The organism is Bacillus sp. FSL R5-0434 (assembly GCF_038004745.1).
Taxonomy (GTDB): Bacteria; Bacillota; Bacilli; order Bacillales; family Bacillaceae; genus Bacillus; species Bacillus halotolerans.
Genome location: NZ_JBBORV010000001.1, coordinates 903,139 through 915,283, shown reverse-complemented (window position 1 = coordinate 915,283; position 12,145 = coordinate 903,139). Strand labels below are relative to the sequence as shown.

The window sequence follows — 12,145 nt, the reverse complement described above, 5'->3', positions numbered from 1 at the left end:
TCAGTGCAGTTTGGTCAGGCGCCGCATGTTTTTCAATTCGTTCGTTTCAGGCAGATCTTTGCTCGGGATATTTGCTTCTTTGATCAAATAATGCGGACGTTTTTTTGTTTCGTAATAGATTCTGCCGATGTATTCTCCTATGATGCCAAGGCTTAACAGCTGAACCCCGCCAAGGAATAAGACCGCAGATATAATTGTGAAATATCCGGGTACAGAAATACCGTTTGTAAGAATTTTGACGAACGTGGCTATGATATAAATAAGAGAGAGCAGCAATACAAAAATGCCGGTGTAAAAGCAAATTCTCAGCGGTTTATGGTTAAAGGAGACAACGCCGTCCATTCCGTAATTAAAAAGGCTGCTGAATGACCATTTGGATGTGCCGTTTTTTCTTTCGACATTTTCGTAAAAAACAATTTTCTGTTCGAAGCCGATCCAGCAAAACAGGCCTTTTGAAAAGCGGTTGCCTTCGCTCAATTTCAAAAGTGCATCCACAGCTTGGCGGCTTAACAGACGAAAGTCTCCGACACCGTCACGCAAATCAACTTCCACCGCTTTATTAATGAACTTGTAGTAAAGGGACGAAAGAAGCGAACGCACGGGGTTATCCCCTTTTCTGTTCCTCTGGGCAATGACTTGATCATAGCCTTCCTCGTAGCCTTTGATAAAGTCCTTCAGCAAATAGGTCGGATGCTGCAAATCGGCGTCCATCACGACAACTGCCTCGCCTTGAACATGTTCAAATCCGGCCAAGATCGCGGCTTCTTTTCCAAAGTTTCGCGAAAATGATATGTATTTCACTCGGCTGCATTTGGATGCCAGGTCTTTGATCTGCTGAAGCGTGTCATCAATACTTCCGTCGTTAATGAAGAATATTTCATAATCATAATGAATGTTTTTGAATTCCTTTTTTAAAGATTCATGAATGAGTTTGACATTATAACCTTCATTGTAAGACGGGATAATAATCGAGATTAATCCTTGCTTCATTAAGGCACCTTCTTTTTTTTATTCTTTTTAAGTATTGCCTTAGGGGAATTGTACACAAATCTTCAGTAAGGCTATTCCTTTTTTTAAAGTCGTTTAAACCTGTTTTTTGTTACATTTTTGGTATGACATTTGAGTATATGTAATGTTATTTTGTCAGGTTTAAAATAGAGTATGAAAAAAAAGCATAGAAAAAGTCTGCCATTTCGACAGACGGTGCAAAGAAAATCTGACTTATTGTTTTTCAAGATATTCTAAAATAAGCTGATTCACGATGGCCGGCTTTTCGTGGCTGATCCAATGGGATGCTTCATCCACAAATATTAAATGCCCGTTTGGACAGCGTCTTGCTGTTTCTTTTGCAAGCTTTCTGCTTAAAAAGCGGTCTTCCATTCCCCAGATCATCCGGTAAGGGGCTGTATGGCATTCGCGGGAATTTTCTGCAAGGCTGCCTTTTCTGAGGGCCCTGTACCAGTTCAGCATTGACGTCAGGGCGCCAGGCTGCTTCCACGCTTCTTTGTACTTATTGATATCCTCAGAAGAAAAAAGCTTCGGCCGATCAGATAGCCCGATGGCTTTATCTAATTTCTCATAGTCGTTTTCTGTTAACGCGGCCTCCGGTTTGTCCGGCAACTGGAAGAAGGCAATGTATGAGCTTTTCAGCCATTGCGGAGGGTAGACTGGTGTTACGGTTTTCATGACGTGCGGATGCGGTATGTTAATGGCGATAAGCTTTTCAAGATATTCCGGACGTGTTGATGCCAAGTGCCAGGCTACTGCTCCTCCCCAGTCATGACCGATCACGATTGCTTTTTGATCAGTGAATTGCGAAATAAGCCCAATGATATCATCTCTTAATGTATCAATCCGATATGCCTCAATTCCTTCCGGTTTGTCACTGAGATTGTAACCTCGCTGATCAGGAGCAATCACCCGGTACCCCGCGTCCGCAAGCGGTTTGATTTGGTTTTTCCAGCCATACCAAAACTCAGGAAATCCATGGAGCAGGACGATAAGCGGGCCGTCCTCCGGTCCTGCAGAAGCAACGTGGAGTGTGATTCCATTTGTTTTGACAAACTGGCTGTTAACTCCTTCCACTTAAATCTCCTCCTTGACTTTGCGTCATATGTTTCAGCCTTTTCTCTGTCAGTATAAAAGTGATGATACAAGCAGCAACAAGCAAGATCAGCTGAAGGATGATAAAGCTTGATCTCAGGAGCACCCCGGCCCCCAAGACAATCAAACCTGACAGGATCATGAGCGCCGCACTGTAACGGTTGGCTTCATTCCATAACTTTTGATCTGACATTGAGCGTCTCGTTCTGAATCCATATACACTGTTAATGGATTTTGGAGGGAACAATTTGATAAAAAGACCTGCAATGATCATGAGCCCTCCGCCGACTAAACATGCCATCTGATCATCTCCTCTCTCATTGTTACGTTCAGAAAGAAGAAATGTTTCAATATCCTGACAAAAAGACAAGCATGAGCCTGTCTATTTAGCGTATTTGTAAATCCTTTGTCGGAATATAGCCTTTTATCCCGCCGTGATCAACGAATGCCCAGCTGAAATCAAATCCTCCGTTTTCACTGAATCCCCAGCCGAGCAAAGTGACTTCTGTCCCCGAGGAAAGCTGCTTGGCTTTTCCATTTTCCGGTGTTGGAGAATAGAAGGCAGTCTGTTTTGCTGTTTTTGCTTGACTTGCGGTTTTCATTAAGAAGTGTGTTGAAATATATCCTTTTTTTCCTTTGAATTCGATTTGAGCCCAATCAGCATTAGCAAATCTCTTTACAGTGACTTTCTGTTCAGATGATACTGTGCCGAGAATCGCGCTTTTTTGTTTTGGCTCAGCCCGGACATTCAGTTTTCCTGCTTTAATCATATAAGAATCTGATGATGGCATGGTGACATTTATGGTCTGAAGGGTTGCAGCTTTTGCTGCGGGAGCAGTGCTACATGCTGTGAAACTCAGTCCTGCGGCGGCAGTTAAAGCGAGCAATACTTGTTTCTTTTTCATACATAGCTCCTCCTCGGATTTTGACAAGATATAAGAGGTATTCCCTGATTGCCTGGAGGATGAAACACTTTTTGTTTATTTTTTCTAACAGTTAAGGAAATTTTAAGGTTTGTAAGGTGTACATTACATTCTAATCTTTGTATGATACATTATGTAAAGTATACGTTACATAACGAGAGAGGATCAAATAAGATGAAGCACGGGGTTCGTAATTGTGTAAAAGAATACAGAAAAGCTAAAGGATGGACACAGGATCAGCTGGCAGAAAACATTCAAGTGACAAGACAGACGGTCATTGCAATTGAAAAACAAAGATATGAACCCTCGATAGGCACTGCAATTAAATTATCTTCAGTATTAGAGTGCTCATTAGATCAATTATTCTGGATAGAAGGAGACAAATAATATGAACATGACGTATCGTACCGGATTGTTTTTGCAAACTTTGCTTCCCATTTTATTGTATGTCCTTTATTGGCATTCACCTTCAACTTTAACACTTCTGTTAGCAGTCATCGGAACTGCACGAGTTCTTTATTCTGCCGCACATATTCATAGAAATAAACTCTGGGGAAACGTACACTTTCAGAATGACCAACGCACCCGCTCAAATGCTCATTTCGCGGGCTATATATCACATTGGGTGATGATTGTTATATTGCTTATAGGTGTTGTTCTTATTCATCAATCCATGCTTCCTCTGTCCTATCTGCAGCTGATTGCATATACTGCTTTTCTTGGTTTTATGCTTAGAATGGTGATTAGTGATGTACTTAATACAAATGTGTAAAAAACAGCCTGCCGTACTTTGCCGGCAGGCTGTGTTAATGTAAAAGCCCTCTGCTTTGGTTTAAGTAATCATTCACGTCTTCACGGCCGCTTTGGAAAAGGTGGAGCTGGCCGCCATAGTTCTCAATCCACTGTGTGACGATTTTTTCGGTCATTTTTTCGCCTTGGTAGGCGTGTCCGGCTTTTGCATAGGTTGCTTCAAAGTCGCTCCATAACAATTCCACCCATGTTTTCGCCTGAATGTAGCTGATCATATCGTTTTTTTCCAGAAGCAGATTTGTCAGTTTCTCAATATACGTATTCATTTGGTGGTCTCCTTTCCTTCAGGAAAAAAATTACGCTTTAAAACTTCATGTTCTCCATATACTAACCTTACGTCTTCATCTGGCAAGACGCAACTTTTTGATCTCGAACCTAGGGGGATATGACATGGTCCGCAATAAAGAAAAAGGATTTCCTTACGAAAACGAAAACAAGTTTCAAGGTGAACCGAGAGCAAAGGACGACTATGCTTCAAAGCGTCCTGACGGGTCAATCAACCAGCATCCTCAGGAAAAAATGAGAGCCTCCGGCAAACGATAAAAGAAGAACAGCTGCACATGTGCAGCTGTTTTTTAGCCTTTATTGACTTGATACTCATAGACGCTTTTCTTTTCAGACAGATGCGCAAATGTTGAGAGCACCAGTCCGCACGCGGTCATCAGCGCTCCTCCCGCAAACAGCCAGGAATAAGAGCCGGTTCCGCTTAAAATGATGCCGCCGATCCACGCGCCGAGCGCATTGGCCAGGTTAAATGCAGACACGCTCACAGCTGCGGCGATCGTTGTTCCGTTCTCAGCTGAAGAAAGCACCTTTGTTTGCAAAAGAGGCGGTGTGCCGAATGCGCAAGCTCCAAATAAGAAAGTCGCGACAATGGCTGCGGCCGGATAAACGGCGATGTACGGGAATACCGCAAGTACGCCGATCAAACCGATCATGACGCCAATCATGGTCCGGGTCAGCAGAGGAAGCGGCACTTTTCCCGCAAAGAAATTTCCCGCAACCCCTCCCAACCCATAGGCGAAGAGGGCACCTGTAATGCCGACTGTGCTGAAACCTGCTGAATTTCTTAAAATCGGTTCGATAAATGTATACGCGATAAATACGCCTGAATAGCCTAAAATTGTAATCGCAAAGGAGTACAGCACCTGTTTATGTTTAAATACTCCCCACTCATTCATGAGCATCGGGATGACTTTTGGTTTTGTGTTCGGCACGGTAGCCATCAGGCCTACAAATCCGATCACTCCAAGCACCGTAATGATGGAAAACACGACTCTCCAGTTTAGGACATCACCCAAGTAGGAACCGAATGGAACACCCAGCATCAAAGCCACTGTTAAACCGCCGTTCATAGACGCAGCGGCTGCGGCGCGTTTTTCCGGCGGCACCATTTCACTAGCGAATACCATCGCAATCGCAAAGAAAGCGCCGTGAATGGAAGCCGATAAAATTCTTGAGACCGCCAATACCGCAAAATTCGGTGCCAGTGCGCTCATCAGGTTGGAAAGGATGAAAATCCCCATCAATCCAAGAAGCACCGGCTTTCTCGGGAGCTTAACAGAAACAATCGTGACGAGCGGGCCTGTCACACAGACGCTTGCCGCATAAGCGGTGACAAGGAGTCCCGCAGAGGAAACATGTATATGAAAGTCATCGGCAATCGACGTCAAAATACCCATCACCGCATATTCTGTGTATCCAATTGAAAACGTGCAGATCATTAGAACAAAAATAATTAATTTTACTGATGGGTTTTTCATACTCAACGTCATCGCCTCCTTTAATGTGAAAAAACAACGAGTTCCATCTTAAAAGAAATCCAGGGTGAATTCAATCATTTTTCCTCTAAAAATCGCCTTGAGTGTGCTCAAATAAAAAAGAGGCTGATATTCAGCCTCTCGGTTATCCCTGCTTCTTTTGCTGTAATACTGAGATTGGAAGCGCTTCTTCTTGATCGGGAGCCGATGTTCTGTATCCCCAAGCGAAAACGCCATTTAAATAGTTAATGCGAAACTCATCCTCAGAGCCGTCCACAACATACGTTTCTCCCGGCGAGAAGTCCTCCGGGTTCAGCAAGTATGCCTTTGCCATGGCAATTTTCCGTTCGAGCACTGCCAGTTCATTTATGATTCCAAGCTGTTCCGCTTTTCTTGCTTTTTCAGAAAGTCCTGCGATTTCTGTATTGAGTTCGTGCGTTGTCATTTGACTGTATCGTTTCTCCATTTTCAGCTACTCCTCTTCCTGCAGAAATTGCTCGATTAAATCGAGTGAGAATCCTTTTCTGAATAAAAATTGTTTGACCTTCATGGCACATTCATAGGAGCCGTCATAACGGTATTTTCTAAACGCTTTTTCCGCATGAAGACGCAGCGCTTCTTTTTCAGTATCTTCGTCATTTTCGTATTCAATCTGCTCCAGCGCCGCAGAGATGACATCAAATGAGAAGCCTTTGCGCTGCAGCTGCATCTGTGCTCGCTGTTTGATTTCTTTTGAAGAGAGTTTCTTGTCTTTCTTCAGAAGCTTTTCGATATGCTTAACTGCTTTTTCCGTCTGTTCTTCAAAGGAGAAAGAACTCAGTGTATCTTTGATGGTGTCGTCATCAATCCCCTTCGCTTTCAGCTCTCTGAACAAAACGTCAGGCCCTTTTCCGTTTGTTTTTTTGTGGGTGCTCACGTAGGCCGCCGCAAACTCTTGGTCATTTAAATAGTTGTAATCGTTCAGCTTATGAATCACTTCCGCAATGACGGGCGCCGAGGTATCTTTTTTCTTTAAATAGTCTTCTACCTCTTTCGTTGACCGCATTCGATAGGATAAAAAATCAATCGCACGGTTGAAGCCTTTTTTCACTTCATCTCCGTATTGAATCTCAATGATCTCGAGGTCATCAAGCTCTTTTCCCTTTGTAAGCTCAAATTTCACGAGCACATCTGCGTCAACACTGAAAGCATATTTTTCATCCAGAAAAATATTAAAGCGTTCCGTATTCTTCTTTTGCGCTGAAATCTTTGTAATAAATGGCATCTTAATCTCCCTTCTCCGGTCTCAAATGCGTTTTCTATGATCAAAATGAGGTAAAGTATAGGTATCAGAACGATGAGGAGAGATGTTTATGAATATTGCAATGACTGGCGGAACGGGTTTTCTCGGTACGCATCTGACTGGCGTCCTCACCCGCCAGGGACATCATGTTTATATTTTATCAAGAAACGCGCCAAAAACTGAACAAAAAAATATCAGTTATGTCCAATGGCTGACTGAAGAAGCTGCGCCTGAACAAGAACTTCCTCATATTGATGTTTGGGTAAATCTTGCGGGAAAATCAATTTTTGGCCGCTGGAACGAAAAAACGAAGCAGCAAATTCTCTCCAGCCGGATCGATGCAACCCGGGAAGTACGGCGGCTTATTCATAAACAGGCGGAAAAACCGAAGGCGCTTATTCAAGCCAGTGCAGTGGGCATTTACGGCACTAGCCTTGAAAAAACCTTTACAGAAGACTCCCCCACGTCGGACGAGGATTTTCTCAGCCACACTGCACATATGTGGGAACGGGAAGGGCAAAATATAGAAATGATGGGCATTCGAACGGTTTACGCGAGATTTGGCGTGATGCTCGGAGAAAAAGGCGCTCTCCCGCTGATGGTTCTGCCATATAAGCTGCTGGCCGGCGGAACGATCGGGACGGGCAATCAGTGGCTGTCCTGGATTCACGTGGAGGACGCCGCCCAGCTGATTGTATATGCAATCGAAAACGACAGCGTCTCAGGTCCTGTTAATGTGACAGCGCCTAATCCGGTTGAAATGAAGCAGTTCGGAAAAACGATTGCACGGGTGAAACACCGTCCCCACTGGCTCCCCGTTCCAGCATTCTTTTTATCAAAAGCATTGGGAGAAATGAGCCTGCTTATCGTGAAAGGACAGCGCGCTCTGCCGAAAAAAGCAATTACGTCCGGATTCCGTTTTACATATTCAGATCTTGAATTCGCCCTCTCGCAGCTGCTGACGGACCGAAAGGCTGTATAAAAACGGAAGGAAGCGTCAACCTTAAGAATAACATGGTTGAAGGAGGTCCTTTTATGGAAAAGAAGAGGGAGAAGCACCAGCAAGGAGCCAACCTGAAGAAAATGCAGGAAGTTCTTTATTCGAGTGAATTTAAAAAGGCGGAAAAAGCTGCTAAGCGGAAGTAGGGATACATAGCGCCGGAAAGCAGATACTATGTTTGTTTGATATCACTTTTTAGGGGGAATTTGATATGGGCAGAAATCATATCCACAAAAACCGTGATAAAAACAAACAAAAACTTCCTCAGGTTCCCGATGCGTTAAAACGAGAAACTGACGGCGTTTACGAGGAATATTCAAGCGAACTCGCTGATGCGGATGACCGCGAAGCGCAGGAGCGCGCAAAAGCGGCCGACAGCAGAGCGAAAAGCAAAAAACGTTAATGAAAAACCCCTTGTCTCTGCTTGAGACAGGGGGTTTTTTACAGCTCGGTGAACCGTTCCTTTATCGGTGTGCGTTTTTTCACTTCCGGCATTTCATCAGGATAGCCTGTTTGTATGATCGCGGCGAAGCGCTCGTTATCCTGTAAACCGAAGGCTTGATGCACGTCTTTATCATAGAGGATCTTTCCGCTTTTCCAAACCATGCCGATTCCTTTTTCCCAGGCAAGAAGCTGGAGATTTTGAATCAATGAGCTGGTTGCCGCAAAATCATCATCTCTTGCTCTTTCGTTCTCATCTTCCTGAAATACAACGAGCAGAAATCCAGGCACACGGCTGAGTGTCTTTTTGAAATTTTGGAGTTTTTCTTCCGTCATGTCCGGCTTTGATTTTTTAGAAAATGAAGCAAAGGTTTTAATCAAGCTTGCTTTTCCTGTTTCACTGGAAACGTAAATAAATCTCCAAGGCTCCGTCACTCTGTGATTTGGCGCATATTTTGCCGTTTCTAGCATGTCAAGGATGACAGCCGGAGGTACGGGATCTTGTTTAAATTTACGGATTGATCTTCTGCTGCGTATGATATCCCGCAGTGCTGAATCTTGATTTATCTGTTCGGCTTGAGGCATACCGCTTCACCCTTTCTATCCAATTGAAAATGATTATCAATCATAATCATAACGGAAAGTGCAGCTTTTTGTAAACCGTCAGTCATATTAGATTTCAAGAATCCGAGTTTCTGAGTAAACGGCAGTCCCTGTCATGTTCACTTTGATGTGATCGTTATCTCCATTTATTTCAATTTCCACTCTTCCGTCTTTCCCCATCTCCTGTCCTTGTTCAATGATGAATGTACGCTGCCCGGACCGGCCGTATTGCTGCATGTAAGCTCCCATCACACCGGATGCTGTGCCAGTCACGGGATCTTCTATTGTTCCTGAATACGGCGACGAAAAGTGGCGCCCGTGCAGGTCGCTGTCAGAGTGAATCGTTTCAAAGGTAAACGGATGCACTGAGGCTTTTGGCAGATCAACTAGAACTTCCGGAAATTGTTTGTTATTCGGCACCATTTTTTTAGAGGCTTCTAATGATTTGAGCGGAACGATTGCAGTCCATATGCCTGTACTGCCAAAAACAATTGGAAGGTCCTCATGAAAGTCCTCCGCCGTAATTCCCAATGCGTCCGCGAGCCTTTCCCGGTCGCCCGTAAATGGTTTGAATTTCGGAGCAGCCTGTTCCAGCGTGATATGGATGCGACCCTCTTTTTCAGAAATGTTTGCTGGCAGGATACCGGTTTTTGTCTGGATGCTGTACGTTTTACCAATCTCCAGCCTTCCTTTTTCACATAATGCGTATAGGGAAGCGACCGTCGCATGTCCGCATAAATTCATTTCGTGTCCAGGAGTGAAGTAACGGAGTTCAAGATCAGCCGCCTCGCTGTTCCGAATAAAGGAGGTTTCTGAATATCCTGCGATTTCAGCTATTCTCTGCATTTCTTCTTCTGTGTAATGGTCCCCGTGCAATACCACACCCGCTGGGTTTCCTTTGCCGGGATTTTCCGTAAATGCTTCATATTTTAATACCTCTGCTTTCATTCGCCTGCCATCCTTTCTACATCAATGTCTCTGTCAGTATAACAAAATATTAGAGGGAATTTTCAGTCAATATCAAAAACCCATTTTCTTTGCAGAGAAAATGGGTTCTTACAATCAGGAATTTCTTGTTTTATAGAGCAAATAAATAAAATAGGGGGCGCCGATCGCCGCTGTAAAAACGCCTGCCGGGACTTCGACCGGGGCAAATAAGGTTCTGCCGATGATGTCTGCTCCTAATACGAGCAGAGCCCCGATCAGTGCAGATGCCGGGAGCAGCGCACCGTAAGACGAGCCGACGAGACGCCTTGCGATGTGCGGCGCCATCAGACCGACAAAACCAATCGTTCCGGCAACCGAAACCGCACAGCCCGTAAGAGCCGTACTCAGCAGCAGGAGGAAGAACCGGTTTCTTTGCACGGAGCTTCCCGCGCCTGCCGCAATATCTTCACCGAGCATCTGTATATTCATATTTTTAAGACAGATAAAACAAATGAATAAGAGAATGACAGACAGCAACACGGCTATTTTTACATGCTGCCAGTTAGATCCGTAGACCGAACCTGTTATGTATACATTGGCTTGGGACGCCCTGTAGATCGGTCCTTTGATCATGAGCAATGTGGTCATCGCTTGTGCAGACATTGAAAATCCGATTCCGATCAGCACCAGCCGAAACGTGGAGGCGCCATTTTTGTATGCGAGTAAATAAACGATAAGTCCAACAACTGATGCCCCGATAAATGCGGCAGCCGGAAGCCATGACAGACTGATCGTCAGTGAATCGCTTCGGTCTGAGAAGAACATCATGACAAGCACCACAGCTACAGCCGCTCCGCCCGTGATTCCGATAATATCCGGGGATGCGAGAGGGTTTCTGACCAGCCCCTGCAAAATTGCGCCTGCCGCAGCCAAGCAAACGCCGGCGCATACAGCTGTCAAAATTCTTGGCATGCGGAACGACATCACCATCATTTCATCGAGCTTTGAACCTGCACCGAAAAATGTTTTGGCCACATCCCAAGGAGGAATGAACCGCTGTCCGAGACCGGCGCTTATGATGAACACAGCCGCTGTTAAACCGAGTAAAACAAAAAAGACAATCCATGCTTTCTTTTCAGCGGCTGTAATGCCAAAACGAAGTTTCATAGATTCGCCCCCCTTCTTGCGATGTAAACAAACACTGGCATGCCGATAATCGCCGTCATAACTCCGACAGGAACTTCCTGAGGCATAATGATATATCGTGCCCCGATGTCCGCGGCAACAAGTAAAATCGCACCCAACACAGCGGAAAACGGCAGAACCCAGCGATAATCATTGCCGATGATAAAGCGGGCAAAGTGCGGGATGATGATGCCGATAAAGGAAATCGGCCCGGCAATGGCGACAGCCGAACCGGCAAGCAGGACAATGCATAGTGCCATAGCGAATTTCAGCAGTCCCGTTTTTTGACCAAGTCCTTTGGCAACATCTTCTCCCATGACAAGAAGATTAATTTTTCGGCCGAGGAAACAGCTGATCAAAAGCGCCGCCGCGGCATATGGAAGCATCGTCATCAGCAAATCGAGACTCCTGCCCTGCACAGAGCCCGTCAGCCAAAATAGCACCTGAGCCAGCTCGAGTTCATTGACGGAAAGCATGCCTTGTGTCAGCGAAGAAAACATTGCCGCCATGGCTGCTCCAGCCAGCGTCAATTTGATCGGCGTGAGCCCTTCCCTTCCAAGCGAACCTGCGGCATAGACAATCGCGGCGGTAAAGGAAGCACCGAGAAACGAGCTCCATACAAGCGCTTGGGGTGATTGAATATGCAGAAAAAATGATCCGGCAACAATAAAAAAGCCGGCCCCTGCGTTGATTCCGAAAATCCCTGGTGATGCTAGCGGGTTTTTTGTCAGCGCCTGCATCAGAGCGCCTGCAGCCGCAAGGGAAGCGCCGACGACCGTGGCAACCAAGGCGCGCGGGAGCCGGACGTCTTTAATGATGACTTGCTCATTTGATCCATTAAAAGATGTAAACGCTTGATAGACCTGTCCCCATGACGTACCGGTATAGCCGTATATGACACTTGCGCAGACAGCCGCCAGCAAAACGAAAAGCAGACATAATAACAAAATCCATTTCGAATAAGCCTTTTTGAAGATCATCATCCAATTCTCCTAGTGATTTACTATGTAACATTCTTGATCATGACTGCAGTAAATTGATTGTTTTTGAGAATCATCCTCAATTAATGATTGACACTCTCACCACTGCTTATTATGATCTAAATGATAAT

The 12,145-nt window shown here is 45.0% G+C and carries 18 protein-coding genes; 6 read left to right on the top strand and 12 right to left on the bottom strand.

The window, feature by feature from the left end:
• The 4 genes from NYE43_RS04630 to NYE43_RS04615 form a co-directional block, all read right to left on the bottom strand.
• Positions 1-990 carry a glycosyltransferase family 2 protein gene (locus NYE43_RS04630; RefSeq protein ID WP_010333459.1) on the bottom strand — a complete coding sequence of 330 codons (990 nt, stop codon included), beginning with the start codon at positions 988-990 and terminating at the stop codon, positions 1-3.
• Positions 991-1,221: 231 nt separating this feature from the next.
• Positions 1,222-2,085 (bottom strand): alpha/beta fold hydrolase, encoded by an 864-nt coding sequence (locus NYE43_RS04625; RefSeq protein WP_341061083.1) that lies wholly within the window; start codon positions 2,083-2,085, stop codon positions 1,222-1,224.
• Positions 2,072-2,404, bottom strand: coding sequence for an SdpI family protein (locus NYE43_RS04620; RefSeq protein ID WP_024120653.1), 333 nt, complete (start codon positions 2,402-2,404; stop codon positions 2,072-2,074). The genes NYE43_RS04625 and NYE43_RS04620 overlap by 14 nt, the downstream gene beginning before the upstream one ends.
• An 85-nt stretch (positions 2,405-2,489) precedes the next feature.
• A complete protein-coding gene (locus NYE43_RS04615) occupies positions 2,490-3,008 on the bottom strand; it encodes an SH3 domain-containing protein (RefSeq protein ID WP_095714801.1) in 519 nt (172 codons plus the stop codon).
• A 192-nt stretch (positions 3,009-3,200) separates the two neighbouring features.
• Between NYE43_RS04615 and NYE43_RS04610 the strand changes: the two genes are divergently transcribed.
• Complete coding sequence (locus NYE43_RS04610; RefSeq protein WP_010333455.1) at positions 3,201-3,413, top strand: helix-turn-helix transcriptional regulator; 213 nt, start codon at positions 3,201-3,203, stop codon at positions 3,411-3,413.
• Position 3,414: 1 nt separating this feature from the next.
• Positions 3,415-3,798, top strand: coding sequence for a hypothetical protein (locus NYE43_RS04605; protein WP_095714802.1), 384 nt, complete (start codon positions 3,415-3,417; stop codon positions 3,796-3,798).
• A gap of 34 nt (positions 3,799-3,832) precedes the next feature.
• Here the strand turns inward: NYE43_RS04605 and NYE43_RS04600 are convergent, their stop codons facing one another.
• Entirely contained in the window at positions 3,833-4,102 is a 270-nt protein-coding gene (locus tag NYE43_RS04600) for a YfhJ family protein (RefSeq protein ID WP_024120650.1), read from the bottom strand.
• A gap of 124 nt (positions 4,103-4,226) precedes the next feature.
• Between NYE43_RS04600 and NYE43_RS04595 the strand changes: the two genes are divergently transcribed.
• A complete protein-coding gene (locus NYE43_RS04595) occupies positions 4,227-4,379 on the top strand; it encodes a small, acid-soluble spore protein K (RefSeq protein WP_010333452.1) in 153 nt (50 codons plus the stop codon).
• A 32-nt stretch (positions 4,380-4,411) separates the two neighbouring features.
• Here NYE43_RS04595 and NYE43_RS04590 read toward each other — a convergent pair whose 3' ends face one another.
• From NYE43_RS04590 to recX, 3 genes are all read right to left on the bottom strand, one after another.
• Positions 4,412-5,605, bottom strand: a complete 1,194-nt coding sequence (locus NYE43_RS04590; RefSeq protein ID WP_326323663.1) for an MFS transporter — start codon at positions 5,603-5,605, stop codon at positions 4,412-4,414.
• A gap of 136 nt (positions 5,606-5,741) precedes the next feature.
• The gene (locus tag NYE43_RS04585) at positions 5,742-6,062 is read right to left on the bottom strand and encodes a YfhH family protein (RefSeq protein WP_024120648.1); all 321 of its coding nucleotides are present in this window, start codon (positions 6,060-6,062) and stop codon (positions 5,742-5,744) included.
• Positions 6,063-6,068: 6 nt separating this feature from the next.
• Entirely contained in the window at positions 6,069-6,860 is a 792-nt protein-coding gene (recX, locus tag NYE43_RS04580) for a recombination regulator RecX (RefSeq protein ID WP_326323664.1), read from the bottom strand.
• A gap of 88 nt (positions 6,861-6,948) precedes the next feature.
• Between recX and NYE43_RS04575 the strand changes: the two genes are divergently transcribed.
• The 3 genes from NYE43_RS04575 to NYE43_RS04565 all read left to right on the top strand — a co-directional run bounded on the left by NYE43_RS04575 (position 6,949) and on the right by NYE43_RS04565 (position 8,281).
• Positions 6,949-7,860 (top strand): TIGR01777 family oxidoreductase, encoded by a 912-nt coding sequence (locus NYE43_RS04575; RefSeq protein ID WP_095714806.1) that lies wholly within the window; start codon positions 6,949-6,951, stop codon positions 7,858-7,860.
• 53 nt (positions 7,861-7,913) lie between these two features.
• Positions 7,914-8,024 (top strand): YfhE family protein, encoded by a 111-nt coding sequence (locus NYE43_RS04570; protein ID WP_010333447.1) that lies wholly within the window; start codon positions 7,914-7,916, stop codon positions 8,022-8,024.
• A gap of 65 nt (positions 8,025-8,089) precedes the next feature.
• Complete coding sequence (locus tag NYE43_RS04565) at positions 8,090-8,281, top strand: YfhD family protein (RefSeq protein WP_044163723.1); 192 nt, start codon at positions 8,090-8,092, stop codon at positions 8,279-8,281.
• A gap of 38 nt (positions 8,282-8,319) precedes the next feature.
• On the opposite strand, the gene NYE43_RS04560 is transcribed toward NYE43_RS04565, so the two are convergent.
• The 4 genes from NYE43_RS04560 to NYE43_RS04545 form a co-directional block, all read right to left on the bottom strand.
• On the bottom strand, positions 8,320-8,904 hold the full coding sequence (locus NYE43_RS04560; RefSeq protein WP_024120644.1) for a nitroreductase family protein: 585 nt from the start codon (positions 8,902-8,904) through the stop codon (positions 8,320-8,322).
• 87 nt (positions 8,905-8,991) lie between these two features.
• Positions 8,992-9,870: a PhzF family phenazine biosynthesis isomerase gene (locus NYE43_RS04555; protein ID WP_326323665.1), complete on the bottom strand. Its 879-nt coding sequence runs from the start codon at positions 9,868-9,870 to the stop codon at positions 8,992-8,994.
• 114 nt (positions 9,871-9,984) lie between these two features.
• Positions 9,985-11,016: a FecCD family ABC transporter permease gene (locus NYE43_RS04550; RefSeq protein ID WP_024120642.1), complete on the bottom strand. Its 1,032-nt coding sequence runs from the start codon at positions 11,014-11,016 to the stop codon at positions 9,985-9,987.
• Positions 11,013-12,014 carry a FecCD family ABC transporter permease gene (locus tag NYE43_RS04545; RefSeq protein WP_095714809.1) on the bottom strand — a complete coding sequence of 334 codons (1,002 nt, stop codon included), beginning with the start codon at positions 12,012-12,014 and terminating at the stop codon, positions 11,013-11,015. The genes NYE43_RS04550 and NYE43_RS04545 overlap by 4 nt, the downstream gene beginning before the upstream one ends.
• Positions 12,015-12,145: the final 131 nt, after the last annotated feature.